We start from the raw sequence: 19386 nt of genomic DNA, 5'->3' as shown, positions 1-19386 counted from the left end.
CCCCCGAGCGCGTGCGCTCAGCCGTGCAGCAGTCGCCAGACGCGATCGCGGGTCATCGGCAGCTCGTGCGGGCGCACCCCGATCGCGTCGCGGATCGCGTTCGCGAGCGCCGGAGCGATCGGGTTGTACGGCGCCTCGCTCATCGACTTGGCGCCGAACGGGCCGAGGTCGTCGTGGCTCGTCGCGAAGCGCACCTCGGTGCGGGGGACGTCCGCCATCTGCGGCACCCGGTAGTTGCGGAAGGCCCGCGTCAGGACCCGCCCCTGCTCGACCACGACCTCCTCGAGCAGCGCGGAGCCGATCGCCTGCGCCGTCCCGCCCTCGACCTGGCCGCGCAGCTGCTCCGGGTTCAGCACCGTGCCCGCGTCCACGCCCTGCACCGACTTCAGGATGCGCACCTCCCCGGTCCCGGTGTGCACGGCGACGCGGAAGCCGTGCACGTTGAAGGCGAGCCCGCGCGGGGTGCCGTCGGCGGACCCCGCCGCGACGAGCGGCGCGTGCGCCGTCAGCGGCAGGTCGCCGAGCCGAGCGCGCGACGCCTCGATCAGGTCCCGCATCGCGAGGGCGGCCGCGTGCACCGCCTTCCCGGCGACCACGGTGCCCGCGGAGCCGAACGCGCCGGTGTCGTAGGGGGCGGCGTCCGTGTCGGACGAGCGGATCCGCACCGCGTCGGGGGCGACGCCGAGCACCTCGGCCACGATCTGGGCGTGCACGGTGGTGGTGCCGTTGCCGAACTCGGCGGTGCCCACGTCGAGGACCAGCCCGTCCGGCTCGAGCGCCAGCCGGACCTCGCTGAAGTGCCCGCGGGGCGGCATCGTCGCGATCATCCCGAGCGCGGTGCCCGTCCCCGTGCGCCACTCGGGGCCCTCGGGGGCCGGCTCGCCGGGCTCCGCCAGCGCCGCCTCCGCCAGGTCGATGGCCTGGTCCAGGGCGTACCCGCCGTACCGCAGGTCCGTGACCTCGCCCGGATCGGTGACGAGGATCGGGTCGCCCGGCCGGATCGCGTTGATGCGCCGCAGCTCGAGCGGGGCGATCCCGAGGCGTCGCGCCAGCTCGTCCATCGCCGACTCGAGCGCGAACATCACCTGACCCAGCCCGTAGCCGCGGAAGGCGCCCGACGGCGGATTGTTCGTGTAGACCGCCTCGGTCCGCACCCGCCGGTTCGGCACCCGGTACACCGCGAGGGACTCGTGGCTGCCGTGGAACATGACGCCCGGCCCGTGGTTGCCGTAGGCCCCGGTGTCGGAGAGGACGTCGACGTCCATCGCGGTGAGCACGCCGTCGCGGTCGGCGCCGAGGGTCACCGAGACGCGCTTCGGGTGCCGCAGCGGCACGGCCGTGAACTCGTCCTCGCGCGTCAGCTCCCACTGCACGGGCCGCCCGGTGCGCAGCACCGCGAGCGCGACGAGGTCCTCTGTGAGGAGCTCCTGCTTGCCGCCGAAGCCGCCGCCCACCCGGGCGGTGAACACCCGGACCCGGTTCTGCTGCAGCCCGAGGAGGCGGCACAGCTCGTCCCGCACGAGGTAGGGCACCTGCGAGCTGGTCCGCAGCACCAGGCGACCGTCCGCGTCGAGCCAGCCGCGCGTCGCGTGCGTCTCGAGGGCGGCGTGCGACACCCGTGCGGTGCGCCAGACGCCCGAGACCGTGACGGCCGCGGTCATGAGGGCGGCGTCCACGTCGCCCATCTCGCCGTGCTTCGCCGCGACGACGTTGCGCTCCGGCTCGCCGATGCGGGTCAGCACGGGGTCCTTGTCGCCGTGGAGCAGCGGTGCGCCCGGGGACCGCGCCTCGTCCGGGTCGAAGACCGCGGGCAGCACCTCCCAGTCGACCTCGATCACGCGGCAGGCCGCCTCCGCCTGCCCGAGGGTCTCGGCGACGACGGCCGCGACGCGCTGACCGGCGAAGCGCGCGACGGCGTCGAGCACGAGGGTGTCGTCCGGGTCCTCGAGCCGGTTCTCGTGCCGCCCGGTCGAGAACAGGACGCCCGGGTCGTCCTCCGGGGTGAGCACCGCGAGCACGCCGGGCATCGCGCGCGCCGCACTCGCGTCGATCCCGCGGATGCGGGCGTGCGGGTGCGGGCTGCGCAGCACCGCCAGGTGGGCGAGCCCCGTCGTGGCGGTGTCGAGCGTGTACGGCTCGCGACCGGTCACCACCCGCTCCGCCGCGGGCGCGCGCACCGGGCGGCCGATGCCGCCCGCGACGCCGCGCTCCTCCGTCGCACCGCGGCCGGCGAGCGCGTCGCGGATGCTGCGGTACCCCGTGCACCGGCACAGGTTGCCCTTGAACAGCCGCGGCAGGTCGGCCTCGTCGGCGGAGCGGACGGCCTCCGACGAGGCGGTCACGACCATGCCGGGGGTGCAGAAGCCGCACTGGAACCCGGCCGCCTCGACGAAGCGCCGCTGCACGTCCGACAGCGCGTCCGGCGTCCCGAGTCCCGCGGCGGTCGTCACGCTGCGGCCGGCCACGCGGTGCGCCGGCACGATGCAGGAGTGGACCGGCTCGCCGTCGAGCAGCACCCCGCAGGCGCCGCAGTCGCCGGAGTCGCAGCCCTTCTTCACCGCGAACGCGCCCGCGTCCCGCAGCAGCGTGCGCAGGCACTGGCCGGGGAACGGCAGCCCCTCGACGTCCTCGCCGTCGAGCTCGAACCTCATGCGCCGAGCTCCTGCCGCAGCTCCTCGGCGAACCGCACGGACATCGCGCGCCGCCAGTCGGCCGCGCCGTGCGCGTCGGTGAACCAGGTGGTCAGCGCCCCGACGTCGTCGGCGAGCGCGGACGCCGCGGGAGGCGCGGCGTAGCGCAGCACCTCCGGTCGCACCGTCCCGCCGGTGACGCAGAGGACGAAGCCGCCGTCGGCGTCGCGGCGCCCGATCACGACCGTGCCCGCCCGGCCGAGCGCCGCGAGCGAGATGCGGCGGAACCCGGTGACCGCCGAGAGCGGACCGGGCGCGAGCTCGATCGAGCGCACCACCTCGCCCGGCAGAGCGGTGGTCGCGCGCTGGGCGAGCACGAAGTCCTCCACCCGCTGCCGCCGCTCGCCGCCGTCGGGCGTCCAGATCACGAGCTCCGCGTCGAGCGCAGCACCGAGCGCGATCATCGCCCCGGCCGCGAGGGCGGTCGCGATGTTGCCGCCGACGGTGGCGGTGCGCCACACCTTGAACGACTGCAGCAGCGACTCCGCGCACCGCCGGAACAGCGGCGCCGCGGCCCACTCGTGCGGGATCGCGACCAGCTGCGCGATCGTGCAGGTCGCGGCGATGGACAGCCCGCCGTCGTCCCGGCGCTCCCACGGCGTCCAGCCGAGCGCCGTCAGGTCGACGAGCCCGGTCAGGTGCGGCTGCGGCTCCGAGTAGAGCCACGTGCCGCCGCCGAGCGGCACCACCGTCGCGCTGAGGGCGAGATCGGCGCGGGACGCGGGCAGGCGCACCTCGGTGAGCGTCGGCAGGTCCATCGCCCCATCCCACCGCACCGCGGTTGCGGCGGTGTTACGACGCGCGCCCGGGGCGGGCGCAGGCGCCGGGCGGGGCCTCAGCCGCCGAACCACCAGCGCCCGGTGGGGCGGTCGGGCTCCTGCAGGCGGATCGCCCTGCGGAGGATCCGGACCATCCCGGCGACGCAGAGCGCCGTCACCGCCCAGGCGAGGGCGCGGAACAGGAAGTCCTGCGCCTCAAGCGCGCTGGTGAGCGCACCGACGAGCACGAGGGCGAGCAGGACGAAGCCGTAGAAGAGGCCGTCCCACGGAGCGCCGCGCATCCGCCGATGCTAGGTGCGGTCGCCGCCCACCCCGGTGCCGCCGCTTCGGGTTCCGACCTGCCGCTGCGCGCTCCGGACCCGGCGATGCACCGTGCACCGCCTCCGTCAGGGCGGCACGGTGGAGGATCGAGGGGTGCCCGCTGCGACCCGCCTGCTGGTGCGCGTCGCGAGCGGCGCGTACCTCGCCAACTGCGCCCTCGGCACCGCGGTCGCGACCCGCGTGGTCGACACCCGCCGGCACCGCTGGGTGCACCACGCGCTGTACATCGTGACCGCCGCGACCACGGCGGCCGCGGTCGGCGCCGGCATCGTGCAGCGCTCCGCCCCGGGCATCGCGCTCGCCCCGGCGCTGGCGCCGCTCGCGGTCCTGCCGCATGCCGGCCACGGCATGCACGCGCGGACCGCGCTGACCGCGGCGCCCTGGTACGCCGGCGCCCTGCTGATCCGTGGAGGAGCCTGACCGTGGACCTGCTCGAGGCGATCCGCCGCCGCCGCACGACGAACGGGGCGTTCCTGCCCGACCCCGTCTCCCCGGAGCACCAGCGCCTGCTGATGGAGGTGGCGGGCCGCGCGCCCAGCCAGCTGAACAGCCAGCCCTGGCGGTTCGTGCTCGTGGAGTCGCGGGAGACGATCGAGGCGGTCGCGGAGATCAGCGGGTCGAGCATGACCACGGCCATGGCGCAGGGGACGTTCTTCGAGCGGTACAAGCCGTACTTCCGGTTCTCAAAGGCCGAGATGGCGCGACGGCGCGACGGCATGCTCTTCGACAGGCTGCCCGCGCCGCTGCGCCCCTTCACGTCGCAGGCGTTCACCTCCCGCGGCCAGCGGCTCATGAACTCGCTGCGCGTGCCGCAGACCCTGGGCGCCGAGAACCGGCGCCTCGTCGCCGGGTCGCCGCTGCTGCTCGGGGTGATGCTCGACCGGGGCGAGTACCGGCCCGGCGAGCTGTCGTCCTTCTACTCGCTCTTCAGCATGGGCGCGGCGATGGAGAACGTCTGGCTCACCGTCGGCACGGTCGGGATGGGCATCCAGTTCGTCTCCTTCCCCATGGAGGTGCCGGGCCAGTGGGACCGGATCGTCGACCTGCTGCAGGTGCCCGACGAGCTGGAGCTGATGGCGGTCTACCGGCTCGGGTACCTGCCCGAGGACCGGCGCCGCCCGGCGATCGACTGGACGAGCAGCGAGCGCAAGCGGCCCTCGCAGTACGTGTTCCGGGAGACCTGCGCGACGCCGCAGGGCGGCTGGGACGACCTGCCGCCGGTCGCGGCCGAGGACCCGGCGGCGGGGAGCTGACAGGCGGGCTCCGCCACGATCGCTCCCGTGCGCATCACCTCGCTGAACCTCCAGGGGCTCCTCGACTGGGACCACCGCTCGCCCCGCATCGTGGCCGCGCTGCGCCGGCTCGACCCGGACGTGGTCCTCTTCCAGGAGGACGTCTACCTGCCTGACGTCTCCCCGTGGTCGCCGGTCGCGATGCTGAACCGCGAGCTGCGCTACCCGCACCGGCACGAGTCGATCACCCGGCTGCAGCAGGGGCGCGTGCACCCGCTCTACCGCGAGGGCCTCGGGCTGCTGTCGAAGCACCCGGTCGTGGCGACGGAGGCGCTCGTGCTGCGGCACGAGGCGGAGGACCCGCACGAGCGGATCGTCCAGGTGGTCGACGTGGCGGCGGACGACGGGACCTGGCCGCTCGTGAACGTGCACCTCTCCGTCCGGGACGCGTTCGCGCTCGAGCACCTCGGCGAGCTGCGGCGCATCCTCGCCGCGCGCGGGGAGCAGCGGATCCTCGGCGGCGACTTCAACGTGGACCACCTGGAGCGCCACCGCGCCCTGCTTGGGCAGGGCGTGCTGACCACCGAGGTCGCGAGCTACGAGTCGCACCCGGGCACCGACGAGACCGACGACTACTTCCTCGTGCCCCCGGGCTGGCGCATCGAGCGCGTCCAGGTGTCCGCCGACGACCTGTCGGACCACCGGGCGATCACGGTCGATCTCGAGCGGGCCTGAGCGAGCGCCCTCCGGTCCCTACTCGGCGAGGATGCGGTCGCGGGCGTCCGCCCGCTCCGCGTCGGTGATCGCGCCGTCCGCGTGCAGCCGGTCGAGCTCCGCCAGCCGTTCCGCCTTCGAGCGCGCGGGCGCGAGCGCCTGCGAGCGGAGCGCGCGGGCGGCCAGGTCCTCCTGGAGGGTGAGGGGGTTCACCCCGCGGCGGCCGAGCCGGACCGAGCGGTAGACGATCGACACGACGATCAGCAGGAAGACGATGCCGATGATCGCGGGGACGACGACGAAGGCGGCGTGGGAGACGCCGGCCGGGAACGGATCGGGGCCGAGATCGCCGGGCACGCAGCGACCGTAGCGCCCGACCGCCCGTCAGGCCGGCATCAGCCGTGCGCGCGTAGCGTCGATGACATGGCAACGACCGGTGCAGTCCCCATGATCACGCTGAACAACGGCGTCGAGATCCCGCAGCTGGGCTTCGGCGTCTTCCAGATCCCGCCGGAGGACACGAAGGAGGCGACGCTCGTCGCGCTGCGCGAGGGCTACCGCCACATCGACACGGCGGAGATGTACGGCAACGAGCGCGAGGTCGGCGAGGCCGTGCGCGAGTCGGGCATCGACCGCGACAAGATCTTCGTCACGAGCAAGCTGAACAACGGCTACCACGCGCCCGAGGCGGCGGCGAAGGCGTTCGAGGACACGCTGTCGGCCCTCGACATCGGGCACCTCGACCTCTTCCTCATGCACTGGCCGCTGACCGACGGCGGCTACGTGGACGCCTGGAAGGCGATGGAGGAGATGCTGCAGGGCGGCCGGGTCCGCGCGATCGGCGTCTCGAACTTCAAGCAGCACCACCTGAACCGGCTGTTCGCGGAGACGACCGTGGTGCCCGCCGTCAACCAGATCGAGATCCACCCGTACCTGGCGCAGGACGACATGCGCGACTTCGACCGCGAGCACCAGATCGCGACCGAGGCCTGGTCGCCGATCGCGCAGGGCAAGGTGCTGGACGACGCGGTGATCGAGCGGATCGCGCGACGCACCGGGAAGTCGCCGGCGCAGGTCGTGCTGCGCTGGCACATCCAGCGCGGCGACATCGTGTTCCCGAAGTCGGTCACGCCGGAGCGCGTGCGCGACAACTTCGCGATCTTCGACTTCGAGCTGTCGGACGCGGACATGAGCGACATCACCGCCCTCGACCGCGCCGAGCGCACCGGCCCGGACCCGGACGTCTTCGACTACATCCCGAGCTGACGTCGCGAATCGCGCTCGCGGGCGTGATCCGACGGGACGGGCGTCACGAGGCGCCCGTCCCGTCGGTCCGCGCCCGCCCGGCGCACCGCGCGGTCAACGGCCCGCGGCGAAGCGCTCCGCCTTCTTCGTCGGGCCGGTGACGAGCAGCAGGTCGTCGGCGCCGATCACCGAGTCGGTGGTGCAGTGGTGCCACCCGCCGTCCGGCCGCTTCAGCGCGGTGATGGTGACGCCGAGGTTGTCGCGCGTCTTCGCCTCCGCGACGGTCTTGCCGACGAGGTAGGACGGCGGCCGGGTGCGCACGGCGGCGAAGTCGTCGCCGAGCTCGACGAAGTCCTGCAGGTTGCCCTGCACCCGGTGCGCGATGCGGCGCCCCATGTCCTTCTCCGGGTAGACGACGTTGTGCACGCCGAGCCGGGTCAGGATCGCGCCGTGCGCGTCCGAGACGGCCTTCGCCCAGATCTGCGGCACCCCGAACTCGAGCAGCAGGGACGCGGTCAGGATGCTGGCCTCGAGGTCGGTGCCGATCGCGACGACGACCCGCTCGAAGTCCGGCAGCGACAGCTCGCGGAGCGTGCTCTCCTGGGTGCTGTCGGCGCGGACCACGTGGGTGAGGCGCCCGTTCATCCGCTGCACCAGCTCCTCGCGCGAGTCCACGCCGAGCACGTCGCTGCCGGTCTCCATCAGCTCGAGCGCCAGGGCGGAGCCGAACCGCCCCAGCCCGATCACGGCGACCGAGTCGGCGACCGCCGTCAGCGTCTCGCCCGCGCCCAGTCCGCGCAGCCTCACCATGTCGTCCTCCTGCCGTCCGTCACCCGATGATCGGGCGTTCCGTCGGGAACTCGTAGGTCAGCGGCCTGCTGCGCACCGCGAGCGCGGACGCGAGCAGGATCGGGCCGAGCCGGCCCGCGAACATCAGGACCAGCAGCAGGGCCTGCGCCGCCGGCGGCAGGTCCGGCGTGACCCCCGTCGACAGGCCGACCGTCGCGAAGGCGGAGATCGCCTCGAACGCCATCCGTCCGACCGGCTGGTCGGTGATGACGGTGAGCGCCACCGTCGAGCCGACGACGACGGCGACGGACACCAGCGAGATCGTGATGGCGGTGCGGTCGACGCCCGCGGGCAGGCGCTTGCCGAAGACGTTCACGCTGGACCGGGCCCGCATCTCGGCGACGAGCACGAAGAACAGCACGCCGAAGGTCGTGAGCTTGATGCCGCCCGCGGTGCCGGCCGGCCCGCCGCCGATGAACATCAGGACGTCCATCACGAGCAGGGTCGCGCCGTCGAGCGCCCCGACGTCGACCGTGTTGAAGCCGCCGCTGCGCGTCTGCACCGCCTGGAAGAAGCCGGCGAGCAGCTTCGTCGGCCAGTCCAGCGGTCCGAGGGTGCCGGCACGCCCCCACTCGACGACGACGATGAAGACGGTGCCGACGGCCGTCAGCACCACCGACCCCCAGAGCACCAGCCGCGTGTTCACCGTCCAGCGCCTCGGCGTCCGCCAGTGCCGGCGCAGCTCGTCGAGCACGGGGAAGCCGAGGCTGCCGATCAGCACGAGCGCGGCGATCACGCCGGAGACGACCGGGTCCCCGACGAAGGGCACGAGGCCGCGCGGCAGGATCACGAAGCCGGCGTTGTTGAACGCCATCACGGAGTGGAAGACCCCGAACCAGGCCGCGTCGCCGGGGGAGAAGTCGCCCGTCAGCCAGAACCAGGTGCCGAGCAGGAGCGCGCCGACCGCCTCGATCCCGAGCGAGATCCGGATCGCTCCGGTGACGAACCGCCGGATGTCGGCGATGCCGACGCCCTGCGCCTCCACGGACGTCGACAGCTTCGAGCCGAGCGTCAGCCGCCGGGCGACCGCGAGGCCGATGAGGGAGGCGAGCGTCATGATGCCGAGGCCGCCCGCCTGCACCAGCACGAGGATCACGGTCTGGCCGAACCCGTTCCACTGCCGCGGGGTGTCGACGGTCGTGAGACCGGTGACGCTGACGGCGGAGATCGCGGTGAAGAGCGCGTCGAGCACGTCCGAGCGACCGGGTCCCGCCTTCGCGATCGGCAGCACGAGCAGCGCGGTACCGCCGGTCACCACGGCCGCGTAGGCGACCAGCACGGTCGTCGCCGGGCCGAATCGGCGGCGGAGCGCGGTGCGGCTGGCCACGTGTCGTCCCCTCGCTGCTGTCGGTCGGGAAGCGTAGCGACGCGCGGGACGGGGAGCGGTCAGCCGATCCGGCGCAGCGCGACGAGCGCCATCAGGAGCGCCGCGAGCGTCTCGGAGTCGGTGACCGAGCCGTCCGAGACGAGCGCGGGCACCTCGTCGAGCGGCACCGCGGTCACGGCGCGGATGCCCTCCACGACCCGCGCCTCGTCGCGGTCGTCGACGAGGCGGAGGTCCCGGGCGAGGAAGACGTGCTCCGGCGCGCGGCAGATCCCGTTCAGCGCCGTCATGCCCCCGAGCCGCTGCCAGCGGCCCGCGGCGCGGCCGGTCTCCTCCCGCAGCTCCCGCTGCGCGGCGAGGAGCGGGTCCTCGCCGTCCGAGCCGCCCGCGGGGACCTCGAGGGACCGGCCGACCGTGTGCCGGTCGACCTCCACGAGGAGCACGCGGTCCTGCTCGTCGAGCGCCACGACGAACACGGCGTCGTGGCGCATGGTGACCACGCCGTAGAGGCCGGGGGAGCCGTCCGGCATGACCACGTCCTCCTCGTCGACGCGGATCCAGCGGTTCTCGTAGACGGTGCGGGCGGCGGTGACGGGCCAGGCCATGCGCCGATCCTCTCGCGCGTCGGTCCCGCCGGCGGACGAGGCGCGATCGAGCGTCTGCTATCCTGGCCGGAGCCGAAGACCGCCGGTCGTCCCTGCTCGCAGGGATCGAAGGCCCGGGCACCAGCCCGGCGACCAGCGCAGGTGACCCGAAGTGAACACCGCAGCAGTGCGGTTCTCGCCCCGTGGCCATCCGCGCCCGGGGCTTTTCCCTTGCCCGGACGGGTCTTCAGGCCGACGAGAAGACGGAAGGAGACGTGATGGCGACGAAGGAAGCGACGGTCGCCGAGCTGACGGAGGGTTTCCGCAGCTCGAACGCCGCTCTGCTGACCGAGTACCGCGGGCTCACGGTCGCGCAGCTGAAGCAGCTGCGCACGCAGATCCGTGACCACGCGACGTTCTCCGTGGTGAAGAACACGCTGACGAAGATCGCCGCGAACAACGCGGGGATCTCGTCCTTCGACGACGAGCTCGCGGGCCCGTCGGCGATCGCGTTCGTGCACGGCGACACCGTCGCCGTCGCGAAGGCGCTGCGCGACTTCAGCAGGACGAACCCCCTCCTCGTCGTGAAGAGCGGCTACTTCGACGGAGCGCCGCTCTCCGCCGACGAGGTCACCCGCCTCGCCGACCTCGAGAGCCGCGAGGTGCTGCTGGCCAAGGCCGCCGGCGCCATGAAGGCGACGCTCACCCGAGGTGCGGTCGTGGTGGCCGCGCCGCTGTCGAAGGCCGTCCGCACGGTCGACGCGCTGCGCGACAAGCAGGAGCAGGCCGCGGCCTGAGCCGCGGTCCGGAACCCATCAACCCCAGCAGTAAGGAGCCAGTCATGGCGAAGCTCAGCACCGACGAGCTGCTCGACGCGTTCAAGGAGCTCACGCTCATCGAGCTGTCCGAGTTCGTGAAGAAGTTCGAGGAGACCTTCGACGTCACCGCCGCCGCGCCCGTCGCGGTCGCCGGCGGCGCCCCGGCCGGCGGCGCGGCCGCTCCGGCCGAGGAGGAGGAGAAGGACTCCTTCGACGTGATCCTCGAGTCGGTCGGCGACAAGAAGATCCAGGTCATCAAGGAGGTCCGCGCGCTGACCTCCCTCGGCCTCGGCGAGGCGAAGGCGCTGGTCGACGGCGCCCCGAAGCCCGTCCTCGAGGGCGCGAACAAGGAGACCGCCGAGAAGGCCAAGGCCCAGCTCGAGGCCGCCGGTGCCACGGTGAACCTGAAGTAGGACCGAAGGTCCGAAGCCCGAAGGGCGCCGCTCCTCGACGGGAGCGGCGCCCTTCGGCCGTCTCAGGCCGCGGGCGGGGCGGTGGTGCCGCGGATCACGAGCTCGCTCGCCGCGTGGTGCACGAGGCCGTGCACCGGGAGGCCCGCCAGCTCGTCGAGCACGATCCGCGCCGCCGCCCCGCCCTGCGCCTGCGGGTCCTGGCGCACCGTGGTCAGGCCGAACGACTCGCTCCACGAGTGGTCGTCGATGCCGATGACCGACAGGTCCTCGGGCACGCGAAGCCCGAGGTCGCGGGCCGCGAGCAGCACGCCGAAGGCCATCTCGTCGGAGCCCGCGAAGACGGCCGACGGCCGGTCGGGCCCGCGGAGCACCTCGAGCGCCGCCCGCTTCGCCTGCGGCAGCAGGAAGCCGCCGGACCCGAACCACGCCGGCGGGGGCGTCACGCCGATGCGCGCGAGCACCGTGCGCCACTCGCGCCGCCTCGCCTGCGCGACCGTGTAGTCCATGCCGTGCTCGTTCTCCCCGCCGATGTGCGCGATGCGCCGGTGGCCGAGTCCGACCAGGTGCTCCATGGCCGCCTCGGTCGCCTGCAGGTCGTCGACCCCGACCGTCCGCACGCCGGGGACGGCGCCGCCCACGACGGTGAGCGGGACCGCGAGCGAGCGGAGCTCGCGGCGTTCGTCCGGCGTGAAGTCGATGCCGAGCGCGATCACCGCGTCCGCGCGCTTGCGCAGCAGCGAGTGCGAGAAGAGCCGCCCCCGCCCTTCGGCGCCGAGCGCGAGGTTGATGAGGAACGCGTCGTAGCCCTCGGTGCGGAGCACGCCGTCCGCGCCCTCGACGACCTCCGTGTAGAACCAGCGGCCCATCGACGGCACCACGAGGGCGACCGCCCGGTGCCGGCCGCTCGACAGGGCGGACGCGGACGGCGAGGCGACATAGCCGAGCTCGGCGGCGGCCGCCTGGACCACCTGGCGGGTGCGCGGCGAGACGTTCGGCAGGCCGCGCAGGGCCCGGCTCACCGTCGCGGTGGAGACACCGGAGTAGCGCGCGACGTCATGGATGCTGGACATGGCCGCCTCGTGCTCGGGGTGGGCCGGCGGGATCGCCGCGCCCCGGGGAGCAGAGGAATGCTAGACCGCGCGGCAGGGTGTGACGGCCGAGCAGCTCACCGAGCAGCTGACCGCGTTCGCGACCGCGGGGCTCGTGATCGGCGTGCTCTTCGCGGCGGCGCTCGGCCTGACCGCGTGGCGGCTGCGGCGCGGCAGCGGCACCGCGCGCATCTGGCTCATCGTGCTCACCGTGCTCTCGATCGCTCCGCTGAACGTGCAGGCGCTGCTCGTCGCCGTGGTGCTCGCCGTCGCGAGCGTGCTGACGTTCCGCTCGTCCGTGACCGACTGGATCCGCTCGCGTCGTCCCTGACGGCGAGCGGGGGTCAGACGCCCTCGGCGCGCTCCGCCTCCGCCCGCTCCAGCGACCGCAGCACGCCGCGCCGGATCAGCCAGATCCCGCCGGCGAGGACCGCGCACAGCACGGTCGCCCACGCCCACCACAGCGCGTCCCGGCCGATCACCTGGAACACCAGGCAGAGGACGCAGAAGGCGACGGCGAAGAAGCCGAAGAACCCGATGGCGTAGTCGAAGCCCTCCTGCCACGCACGCCGCCTCCTGCCGTCCATCAGCCCTTCACCCCGCCCGCGGTGAGGCCCGCCACGATCCGGCGCTGGAAGATCAGCACGAGGATGATCAGCGGCACGGTGACGACCGCGCCGGCGGCCATCGTGGTGGCGTAGGGGATCTCGCGCGGCTGGCTGCCGACGAAGTTGCCGATCGCGACCGTGACGGTCTGCGTCTGCGCGTTCGAGAGCACGCTCGCCAGCAGGTACTCGTTCCAGCTGCCGATGAAGGCGAGGATCGCGGTCGTGAAGACCGCGGGCGCCGCGAGCGGCAGGATGACGATCCGGAAGGCCTGCGCGGCCGTGCAGCCGTCGATGCGCGCCGCCTCCTCGAGCTCCCACGGCATCTCGCGGAAGAACGAGTTCAGCGTCCACACCGTCAGGGGCAGCGCGCCGGCGATGTAGGGGATGATCAGCGCCTGGTAGCTGCCCTGCCAGTTCAGCTGCGTGAAGAGGCCGAACAGCGGGGTCAGCAGCGCGACGCCGGGGAACATCGAGGCCCCGAGCACCGCCCCCATCACGAGCCCCTTGCCCGGGAAGGCGAGCCGCGCGATCGCGTAGGCGGCCGAGACGCCGACGACCAGCGCGATCACGGTCACGAGCACGCCGATGCCGAAGCTGTTCAGCAGCGCGCGGCCGAGCTGGTTGCGTGCCGGGTTGAAGGCCTGGATGAAGTTGTCGAAGGTCGGCGTCGTCGGCAGCAGCGTCGTCTCGTAGACGGTGTCCGAGCGGCGGAACCCCGTCACGACCATCCAGTAGGCGGGCAGCAGGCACCAGATGACGATCAGCGCCGCCTGGACGCCGGTGCGGACGGAGCTGCCCGCGGCGCGCCAGCGGCGTGCGCGGACCCGGGAGGCGGCGCGGTCGTCGAAGACCGGTCGCTCGGCGGCTGCGGTGGTGGGACCTGCGACGGTGGTCATCGGACGCCTGCGACCTTCTTGGACTTCCGCTCGCCGCCCGTGAGGTTGGCGCCGAGCACGCGGATGAAGAGGAACGCGACGCCGAACACGATCAGGAATGTGATCGTCGAGAGCGCCGCTGCGGAGTTGACCGCGGTGTTCTGGATCTCGCGGACGACGAGGATCGACAGCGTCGTGGTCGCGTCGCCGCGACCGCCGCCGCCCCCGGTGAGGATCGCCGGCAGGTCGTACATCCGGAGCGCGTCGAGCGTGCGGAACAGGATCGCCACGATCAGCGCGGGGCGCAGCAGGGGCAGCGTGATGCGGAAGAACTGCTGCACCGTCGTCGCCCCGTCCATGCGGGCCGCCTCGTACGTGTCCTCCGGGATCAGCTGCAGGCCCGCGAGGATCAGCAGGGCCATGAACGGCGTCGTCTTCCAGGTGTCCGCCATGATGATCGCGAACCGGGACGCCCACAGGTCGGCCGTCCACACGATCTGCAGGTTCAGCAGCGAGTTCACGATCCCCGCGAAGGCGAAGATGAAGAGGAACAGCTTCGCGGTCACGGCCGTGGGGATCGCCCACGGCACGAGGACCGCGGCGCGCAGCAGGCCGCGGAACCGGAAGTTGCGGTTCATGATGATGGCCATCCAGAGCCCGATGACGGTCTCGAGCGCCACGGTGACCACCGTGAAGAAGAACGTGTTGAACGTCGCGGTCCAGAAGCTGGCGCCGAGGTTGCCCTGGGCGCAGGCGCCGGTGCCCGCGGCCGTCGTGCACTGCTGCAGGAGCCAGTGCGCGTAGTTCTCGAGCCCGGCGAAGCCGCCGGACACGAAGAAGCCGGTGGCGGGGTCCAGACGGGCGTCCGACTGGAACGAGTTCACCACCGACAGCACGATCGGGTAGCCGACGATCACGGCCATGACCACGATCGTCGGCGCGAGCAGCGCGTAGGACGTGCGGGTGATGCGGCGGCGGTTGGCCTCGAGGCTCGCGCGCCCGGCCTCGCTCACGTCCTTCGGACGCGGCGGTGCGGGCGGAGTTGCTGTAGTCATCCATGCTCCCTTGAATGTCGACCGAGCAGAGCGAGGGGGCCCGGCCCGTGAGCCGGACCCCCTCGGTGGTGGGACGGGTCAGCTGCCGCTGGCCTGCTTGATGGCCGTCGACATGTCGCTGAGCGCCTGGTCGACCGACTTGTTGCCCTGCAGCGCCGCGTAGGCGTTGTTCTGGATCGCCGTCGAGACCGCCTGGTAGAACGGCGACGCGGGCCGCGGCACCGCGTTGTCGAGGGACTTCTTCAGGGTCGGCAGGTACGGGAACTGCTTCGCCAGCTCGGCGTCGTCGTAGACGCTCGCGAGCACGGGGGCCGACGAGGCCTCCTCGACGCCCATCTTCTGGATCTCGGCCGTCTGGTACCACTTCAGGAACTCGAGCGCCGTGCCCTTGTGCTTCGAGAACATGCTGATCGCCCAGTTGTGGCCGCCGAGGCTCGACTTGCCGGGGAACGGGGCGATGCCGAGCGCGCTCGGGTCGTCCTTCGCGAAGGACTGGTCGCCCGTCGTGGTGAGCGAGTACTGGTACGGCCAGTTCGTGTAGAACATCAGCTTCCCGGACTCGAAGGCCTGACGGCCCGGCTCCTCCTGGTAGGAGATCGCCTGCCTCGGGATGTCGCCGTCCTTGAAGCCGTTCACCAGGGTCTCGAGACCCTTCTTGGCCTCGGGCGTGTCCAGCGTCGGCTGGCCCTTGTCGTTCACGACCGAGCCGCCCGCGGAGTTCACCGCCTCGGAGAAGTTGACGGTGAGGCCCTCGTACTTCGCGAACTGCCCGGCGTAGCAGCCAGCGCCCTTCGACTTCGCGATGTCGCAGAGCGAGAACATCTCGTCGTAGGTCGTCGGCACCGGCTTGTCGCCCAGCCAGTCCTTGCGGTAGTAGAGGATCTGCGCGTCCGTCGAGGACGGGGCCGCGTACTGGACGTCCCGGTACATCGAGGTGGCGAGCACCGACGGCAGCACGCCCGACTCGTCGAGCTTGTACGGGCCGGTGAGCGGCTGCAGGTAGCCCTGGGACGCGAGCTGCTGGGTCCAGACCACGTCGGTCGAGACGACGTCGTAGTCCGGCAGCTTCTGCTGGAAGTTCTGCAGCAGGTCCTGCAGCTGCTGGTCGGCCTGGTCCGACTGCTCCTTGAAGGTGACCTTCTGGTCCGGGTGGTCCTTGTTCCAGAGCGCGGCGTACTTGGGCAGCACTCCGTTGTTGTCCTTGCCCTGCACCACGGTGATCGGGCCGTACTGGTCCGCCGGGATGGTGGCGTCGGCAGCGCCAGGGCTGCCGGGGGCGGGGGACGAGCTGGAGCAGGCCACCAGCCCCAGTCCACCGAGTGCGAGCGTCAGGGTCGCTGCCGTGACGCGGATCGACTTCCTCATCGAACTCCTCATCGAGTCGTGCTGTGTGCACAGGGCACGATGCAAGGTGCGCCCTGTGCGAGCGACAGTAGGACGAACCCCGGACGGGTTGCAACCGTTTGCAGGCAGCCGTGACCGTTCGGTGACCCCGCTCGTGCTCAGAAGGCGAAGGCGCCGTCGGGCGACCACGTCGGCTCGATCCACCGCGGCCGGACGACCGGGGAGTCGTCCACGGGGTCCACGTCGACCTGCAGCCTGAGCGCCAGGCCCCCGGCGGCGAAGCCGCGGGGCTCGGTGCAGGCGCTCAGGGTGTCGAGCTCCCGCTCGATCGCCAGCAGGCACACCCGGTCGGCGCGGTCCCGGGCCGCGTACACCCGCAGCCCGCTCGTCGTCGAGGTGCCGAGCAGCCGGGTGGTGTCCGGCAGCAGCGCCGGCGGCAGCAGCGCGCGAGGCGGCCGGTCGTCCTCCCGCTGGGCGGTGCCGAAGACGGCGAGGGCCGCCGCCGTCGAGGCCGGTGCGCCGGGCCGCGGCAGGGCGAGCCCCAGTGCCGTGCCCACGACCGCGGCCACGACGACCGCCGCCAGGAGCAGCCGCCGACCGGGTCGGGCGGCGGCGCTCGGCGGGGCGGACGCCGGCAGGACGGCGGGCGTCGGATCCGCCGCCGTCCCGTCGGGCTCGACGGACCGCTGCAGGTCCGACAGGTCCCTCCGGTACGCGGCCGCCGCGCCAGGCGTCGCGTCGCGCCGGTAGAGGTCGCGCCGCCGCCGCGCCAGCTCGCCGGCGCCCGGGGCCGCGCCCTCCTCGTGCGACCGCTCCGTCACACGCCGCATCATCGTCCGCTCGCCCGCCGGCCGCGAGCCCGCCCTAGGGTTCCTGGTCGTGCGACGAGACCTCGACGACCCGGACTGGTGGCGGACGGCGGTCGTCTACCAGGTGTACCCCCGCAGCTTCGCCGACGGGAACGCCGACGGCATCGGCGACCTCGAGGGGCTGCTGTCGCGGGTGCCGTACCTCGAGCGGCTCGGCGTCGACGCCGTGTGGCTGAGCCCGTTCTACCCGTCGGCGCTCGCCGACGGCGGCTACGACGTCGACGACTACACCGACGTCGACCCGCGGATCGGCACGCTCCAGCAGTTCGACGAGGTCGTCGCGGCCCTGCACGCCGCCCGCATCCGCATCGTGGTCGACATCGTCCCGAACCACTCGGGCTCCGGGCACGCGTGGTTCCAGCAGGCGCTCGCCGCCGCTCCCGGCTCGCCCGAGCGCGCGCGGTACGTCTTCCGGGACGGCACCGGCGAGGGCGGGTCCGAGCCGCCGTCCGACTGGGTCAGCCACTTCGGCGGGTCGGCCTGGACCCGGGTGCCGGATGGGCAGTGGTACCTGCACCTGTTCGCGCCCGAGCAGCCCGACTTCGACTGGAGCAACCCGGAGGTGCGGGAGGAGTTCCACCGGATCCTGCGCTTCTGGTCGGACCGCGGCGTCGACGGCTTCCGCGTGGACGTCGCCCACGGGCTCGCGAAGGACCTCGCCGAGCCGCTCCGCAGCTACCCGCGGATCTCGCGCGACGTGCTCGTCGACGACGGCACCGACCCGCTCTTCGACCGCGACGAGGTGCACGAGATCTTCCGCGGGTGGCGGACCGTGCTGAACGAGTACGACCCGCCGCGCTCCGCGGTCGCCGAGGCGTGGGCCTCGCCGTCCCGCCTGCCGCTCTACGCCCGGCCGGACGAGCTCGGGCAGGCCTTCCAGTTCGACCTGGTGCTCGTGCCCTGGGAGCGCGACGCCTTCCGGCGCACGATCGCCGAGTGCCTCGACCGCGCGCGATCGGTGGGCGCGTCGTCGACGTGGGTGCTGTCGAACCACGACATCGTGCGGCACGCCAGCCGCTTCGGGCTGCCGACGGACGTCGACCTGCCCGCTTGGCTGATGACGCACGGCGCGCAGCCGGCGGAGGACCGCGCGCTCGGGCTGCGCCGCGCACGCGCTGCGGCCCTGCTGATGCTCGCCCTGCCGGGCGCCGCCTACCTGTACCAGGGGGAGGAGCTGGGGCTGCCGGAGGTCGCGGACCTGCCGTTCGAGGTGCTGCAGGACCCGATCTGGGAGCGGCACGGGCACACGGACAAGGGACGCGACGGCGCGCGCGTGCCCCTGCCGTGGACGGCGGAGGGCGGCTCGTTCGGGTTCGGCGACGGCGGGGCGTTCCTCCCGCAGCCGGCGTGGTTCGCGGATCTCGCGGTCGAGGTGCAGGAGGGCGACCCCGACTCGACGCTCGAGCTCTACCGGAGCGCGCTGCGGCTGCGCGCCTCGCTGGGCGACGGCGAGTCGGCGACCCTGCCGGACGTCCGGCCGTCGGTGCTCGAGATCGAGCGTGAGGGCGGCTGGCGCTCCGTCACCGCGTTCGGCGAGGCGACGCCGCTGCCGCCCGGCGAGGTCCTGCTCTGCTCGGCGCCTCTCGGCGACGACCGGCTGCTGCCCGCCGACGCCACCGCCTGGATCCGGGACCCGCGCTGAGCCGGGCGTTCCGGGGGCGGGTCCATCGGCCCGCCCCCGGAACGGCTCACCGGTCGCGCAGGTCGTGCACCCCGTCGTCGTCCGCGCGGACCTCGTCGTCCTCGACGGTCGGGTCCTCGCGGTCCCGCTCCGCCGCGCTCAGCTCGTCGCTCTCGGCGGTGCCGTCGCTGTCCCCGTCCAGTCCGTCGGCCATGCCGTTGGTCTGGTCGAAGACGTGACCGGGATCCTCGATCCCGTTCGAGCCGGAGGCCGGCTCCTCGTCGGTGCCGGCGAGGTCTCCGGGATCGGTCGTCGTCCCGGAGTCCTCGACCGTCAGGTGCTCGTTCTGGTCGGCGGCGTCGCCCTCGACGTCGCGCGCGGTGTCGCTCATGGCCGCACCGTAGTGAGGCCGGCTGCGAACGCGCCGGGCTGCGTCAGCTCTCCGTCGTCGTCTTCTCCGCCGCGCTGTGCTCGTCGCTGCCGGCGAGCCCGTCGCTGTCGCCGTCCAGCGCGTCGACCATGCCGTTGGTCTGGTCGAAGACGTGCCCGGGGTCGTTGAGGTCGCGGGGGTCGCCCTTCTCGAACGGCGACCCGTCCGGCGCCGTCGCGCCCGGTGCCTGCGCCGCGTCGGACCGCGTGGCGCCCTCGTCGCGGCCGTCGTCGGCGGCGGAGCGCTGGGCGACCTCGGGGGCGTCGCTGTAGGTGGAGGTCACGGAGTCGCCGTCGTCCGTGCGGCCGGCCGCGACCGCGGGGCCGTCGGCGCGGTGCGCGCCACCCCCGTGCGCTTCGTGGTCGCCGGGCAGCGGCAGGTCGCTCGGCGGGGCGTAGTCGGGGGAGCCGTCGCGAGGCGTCGCGGTCGGGTCCGTGGCGTGGTCGTGCTGATCGCTCATGTCGGGACGCTACGGAGCGGGCCTGGGTGCCGCCTCCGACCGGGCCGGGAGGCGTCCGAACGGGTGC

At 73.2% G+C, this 19386-nt stretch carries 23 protein-coding genes; 8 read left to right on the top strand and 15 right to left on the bottom strand.

The annotated features are described in order from the left end of the window. Nucleotides 1–17: 17 nt before the first annotated feature. The 3 genes from ACFSBI_RS10525 to ACFSBI_RS10515 form a co-directional block, all read right to left on the bottom strand. A complete protein-coding gene (locus ACFSBI_RS10525; RefSeq protein WP_377934710.1) occupies nucleotides 18–2651 on the bottom strand; it encodes a molybdopterin-dependent oxidoreductase in 2634 nt (877 codons plus the stop codon). Further along, nucleotides 2648–3448 carry an FAD binding domain-containing protein gene (locus tag ACFSBI_RS10520; protein ID WP_377934708.1) on the bottom strand — a complete coding sequence of 267 codons (801 nt, stop codon included), beginning with the start codon at nucleotides 3446–3448 and terminating at the stop codon, nucleotides 2648–2650. Before ACFSBI_RS10520 ends, ACFSBI_RS10525 begins: the two co-directional genes overlap by 4 nt. A 77-nt stretch (nucleotides 3449–3525) precedes the next feature. Next, nucleotides 3526–3750, bottom strand: a complete 225-nt coding sequence (locus ACFSBI_RS10515) for a hypothetical protein (protein ID WP_377934706.1) — start codon at nucleotides 3748–3750, stop codon at nucleotides 3526–3528. Between the two features lie 133 nt (nucleotides 3751–3883). Here ACFSBI_RS10515 and ACFSBI_RS10510 point away from each other — a divergent pair, with 133 nt between their 5' ends. Genes ACFSBI_RS10510 through ACFSBI_RS10500 form a run of 3 tightly spaced genes read left to right on the top strand, consistent with a single transcriptional unit; the run spans nucleotide 3884 to nucleotide 5757 of the window. After that, nucleotides 3884–4210: a hypothetical protein gene (locus ACFSBI_RS10510; RefSeq protein WP_377934705.1), complete on the top strand. Its 327-nt coding sequence runs from the start codon at nucleotides 3884–3886 to the stop codon at nucleotides 4208–4210. 2 nt (nucleotides 4211–4212) lie between these two features. Next, nucleotides 4213–5043: a nitroreductase family protein gene (locus ACFSBI_RS10505; protein ID WP_377934703.1), complete on the top strand. Its 831-nt coding sequence runs from the start codon at nucleotides 4213–4215 to the stop codon at nucleotides 5041–5043. Nucleotides 5044–5070: 27 nt separating this feature from the next. After that, complete coding sequence (locus tag ACFSBI_RS10500; RefSeq protein ID WP_377934701.1) at nucleotides 5071–5757, top strand: endonuclease/exonuclease/phosphatase family protein; 687 nt, start codon at nucleotides 5071–5073, stop codon at nucleotides 5755–5757. An 18-nt stretch (nucleotides 5758–5775) separates the two neighbouring features. Here ACFSBI_RS10500 and ACFSBI_RS10495 read toward each other — a convergent pair whose 3' ends face one another. Then, nucleotides 5776–6093, bottom strand: coding sequence for an SHOCT domain-containing protein (locus tag ACFSBI_RS10495; RefSeq protein ID WP_377934699.1), 318 nt, complete (start codon nucleotides 6091–6093; stop codon nucleotides 5776–5778). A gap of 66 nt (nucleotides 6094–6159) precedes the next feature. On the opposite strand from ACFSBI_RS10495, the gene ACFSBI_RS10490 reads away from it, so the two are divergent. Continuing rightward, the gene (locus ACFSBI_RS10490) at nucleotides 6160–7002 is read left to right on the top strand and encodes an aldo/keto reductase (protein WP_377934698.1); all 843 of its coding nucleotides are present in this window, start codon (nucleotides 6160–6162) and stop codon (nucleotides 7000–7002) included. Nucleotides 7003–7095: 93 nt separating this feature from the next. Here ACFSBI_RS10490 and ACFSBI_RS10485 read toward each other — a convergent pair whose 3' ends face one another. From ACFSBI_RS10485 to ACFSBI_RS10475, 3 genes are read right to left on the bottom strand one after another with little or no spacing between them, the layout of a single operon-like run. After that, on the bottom strand, nucleotides 7096–7791 hold the full coding sequence (locus ACFSBI_RS10485) for a potassium channel family protein (protein WP_377934696.1): 696 nt from the start codon (nucleotides 7789–7791) through the stop codon (nucleotides 7096–7098). 19 nt (nucleotides 7792–7810) lie between these two features. Continuing rightward, a complete protein-coding gene (locus tag ACFSBI_RS10480; protein WP_377934694.1) occupies nucleotides 7811–9157 on the bottom strand; it encodes a TrkH family potassium uptake protein in 1347 nt (448 codons plus the stop codon). Nucleotides 9158–9216: 59 nt separating this feature from the next. Further along, a complete protein-coding gene (locus ACFSBI_RS10475; protein ID WP_377934692.1) occupies nucleotides 9217–9759 on the bottom strand; it encodes an NUDIX domain-containing protein in 543 nt (180 codons plus the stop codon). A 257-nt stretch (nucleotides 9760–10016) separates the two neighbouring features. Here ACFSBI_RS10475 and rplJ point away from each other — a divergent pair, with 257 nt between their 5' ends. Together rplJ and rplL are read left to right on the top strand one after the other, a co-directional pair. Further along, nucleotides 10017–10535, top strand: coding sequence for a 50S ribosomal protein L10 (gene rplJ, locus ACFSBI_RS10470; protein ID WP_377934690.1), 519 nt, complete (start codon nucleotides 10017–10019; stop codon nucleotides 10533–10535). Nucleotides 10536–10579: 44 nt separating this feature from the next. Then, nucleotides 10580–10969 (top strand): 50S ribosomal protein L7/L12, encoded by a 390-nt coding sequence (rplL, locus tag ACFSBI_RS10465; RefSeq protein ID WP_377934688.1) that lies wholly within the window; start codon nucleotides 10580–10582, stop codon nucleotides 10967–10969. 62 nt (nucleotides 10970–11031) lie between these two features. Here rplL and ACFSBI_RS10460 read toward each other — a convergent pair whose 3' ends face one another. Then, nucleotides 11032–12039 carry a LacI family DNA-binding transcriptional regulator gene (locus ACFSBI_RS10460; RefSeq protein WP_377934686.1) on the bottom strand — a complete coding sequence of 336 codons (1008 nt, stop codon included), beginning with the start codon at nucleotides 12037–12039 and terminating at the stop codon, nucleotides 11032–11034. A gap of 79 nt (nucleotides 12040–12118) precedes the next feature. On the opposite strand from ACFSBI_RS10460, the gene ACFSBI_RS10455 reads away from it, so the two are divergent. Beyond that, nucleotides 12119–12388, top strand: a complete 270-nt coding sequence (locus tag ACFSBI_RS10455) for a hypothetical protein (RefSeq protein ID WP_377934685.1) — start codon at nucleotides 12119–12121, stop codon at nucleotides 12386–12388. 13 nt (nucleotides 12389–12401) lie between these two features. On the opposite strand, the gene ACFSBI_RS10450 is transcribed toward ACFSBI_RS10455, so the two are convergent. The 5 genes from ACFSBI_RS10450 to ACFSBI_RS10430 form a co-directional block, all read right to left on the bottom strand. Further along, on the bottom strand, nucleotides 12402–12644 hold the full coding sequence (locus ACFSBI_RS10450) for a hypothetical protein (protein ID WP_377934683.1): 243 nt from the start codon (nucleotides 12642–12644) through the stop codon (nucleotides 12402–12404). After that, nucleotides 12644–13561, bottom strand: coding sequence for a carbohydrate ABC transporter permease (locus tag ACFSBI_RS10445; RefSeq protein WP_377934682.1), 918 nt, complete (start codon nucleotides 13559–13561; stop codon nucleotides 12644–12646). The genes ACFSBI_RS10450 and ACFSBI_RS10445 overlap by 1 nt, the downstream gene beginning before the upstream one ends. Next, nucleotides 13558–14595 carry a carbohydrate ABC transporter permease gene (locus tag ACFSBI_RS10440; protein ID WP_377934680.1) on the bottom strand — a complete coding sequence of 346 codons (1038 nt, stop codon included), beginning with the start codon at nucleotides 14593–14595 and terminating at the stop codon, nucleotides 13558–13560. The genes ACFSBI_RS10445 and ACFSBI_RS10440 overlap by 4 nt, the downstream gene beginning before the upstream one ends. 78 nt (nucleotides 14596–14673) lie before the next feature. Continuing rightward, on the bottom strand, nucleotides 14674–15960 hold the full coding sequence (locus ACFSBI_RS10435; RefSeq protein ID WP_377934678.1) for an ABC transporter substrate-binding protein: 1287 nt from the start codon (nucleotides 15958–15960) through the stop codon (nucleotides 14674–14676). Between the two features lie 137 nt (nucleotides 15961–16097). Continuing rightward, nucleotides 16098–16760: a hypothetical protein gene (locus ACFSBI_RS10430; RefSeq protein ID WP_377934676.1), complete on the bottom strand. Its 663-nt coding sequence runs from the start codon at nucleotides 16758–16760 to the stop codon at nucleotides 16098–16100. 58 nt (nucleotides 16761–16818) lie between these two features. Here ACFSBI_RS10430 and ACFSBI_RS10425 point away from each other — a divergent pair, with 58 nt between their 5' ends. Next, on the top strand, nucleotides 16819–18450 hold the full coding sequence (locus ACFSBI_RS10425; RefSeq protein WP_377934674.1) for a glycoside hydrolase family 13 protein: 1632 nt from the start codon (nucleotides 16819–16821) through the stop codon (nucleotides 18448–18450). Between the two features lie 46 nt (nucleotides 18451–18496). Here the strand turns inward: ACFSBI_RS10425 and ACFSBI_RS10420 are convergent, their stop codons facing one another. Together ACFSBI_RS10420 and ACFSBI_RS10415 are read right to left on the bottom strand one after the other, a co-directional pair. Continuing rightward, nucleotides 18497–18820: a hypothetical protein gene (locus tag ACFSBI_RS10420; protein WP_377934673.1), complete on the bottom strand. Its 324-nt coding sequence runs from the start codon at nucleotides 18818–18820 to the stop codon at nucleotides 18497–18499. A 43-nt stretch (nucleotides 18821–18863) separates the two neighbouring features. Continuing rightward, nucleotides 18864–19319, bottom strand: a complete 456-nt coding sequence (locus ACFSBI_RS10415) for a hypothetical protein (RefSeq protein WP_377934671.1) — start codon at nucleotides 19317–19319, stop codon at nucleotides 18864–18866. Between the last annotated feature and the right edge of the window lie 67 nt (nucleotides 19320–19386).

This window comes from Amnibacterium endophyticum, from assembly GCF_042680685.1.
GTDB classification, from domain to species: Bacteria; Actinomycetota; Actinomycetes; order Actinomycetales; family Microbacteriaceae; genus Amnibacterium; species Amnibacterium endophyticum.
This window is presented reverse-complemented; position numbering and strand designations above follow the sequence as displayed.